The following is a 446-nucleotide window of genomic DNA, read 5'->3' on the forward strand; positions in this document are numbered from 1 at the left end:
AAAATTGTATTAGTAAATGATGCACATAAAACTAGTGGGTATATAGGTGAAATTTCAGCATTAATTTCTGAATCAGAAGCATTTGATTATTTAGATGCACCAATTAGAAGATGTGCAGGAGAAGATGTTCCAATGCCATATGCTCAAAACTTAGAAATGGCTATGATACCAACAGTAGAAAGTATTAAAGATAAATCTAAGTTAAAATCTCTTGCTAATTTTCTGGCAGCTGGTGTTGCTCTTAATAATTTTTTACCCATTTTTACCACTATCCTTTATTAACTGTTTTTCTTATTGCTTCTTTAATACAAGGAACAGGGGCATTAGGTAGAGTACATAAAGATGATGTTGAAATATATACAAAAAGTTCAGTAATAAAGATAACATCATTAGCTAAAAAAATGGCCGAAGTAAATAATATAAATTTAGAAGGCATAAAAGGTAGT

At 29.6% G+C, this 446-nt stretch carries 1 protein-coding gene; it reads left to right on the forward strand.

Going from position 1 to position 446, the window contains the following annotated elements; all coding sequences use genetic code 11:
- A partial coding sequence (locus AWT72_RS08875; protein WP_306765444.1) for a transketolase C-terminal domain-containing protein occupies window positions 1-282 on the forward strand: 282 nt, incomplete at its 5' end.
- Window positions 283-446 lie beyond the last annotated feature (164 nt).

Origin of the sequence: Oceanivirga salmonicida (assembly GCF_001517915.1) — a bacterium.
In the GTDB taxonomy this organism is placed as follows: domain Bacteria; phylum Fusobacteriota; class Fusobacteriia; order Fusobacteriales; family Leptotrichiaceae; genus Oceanivirga; species Oceanivirga salmonicida.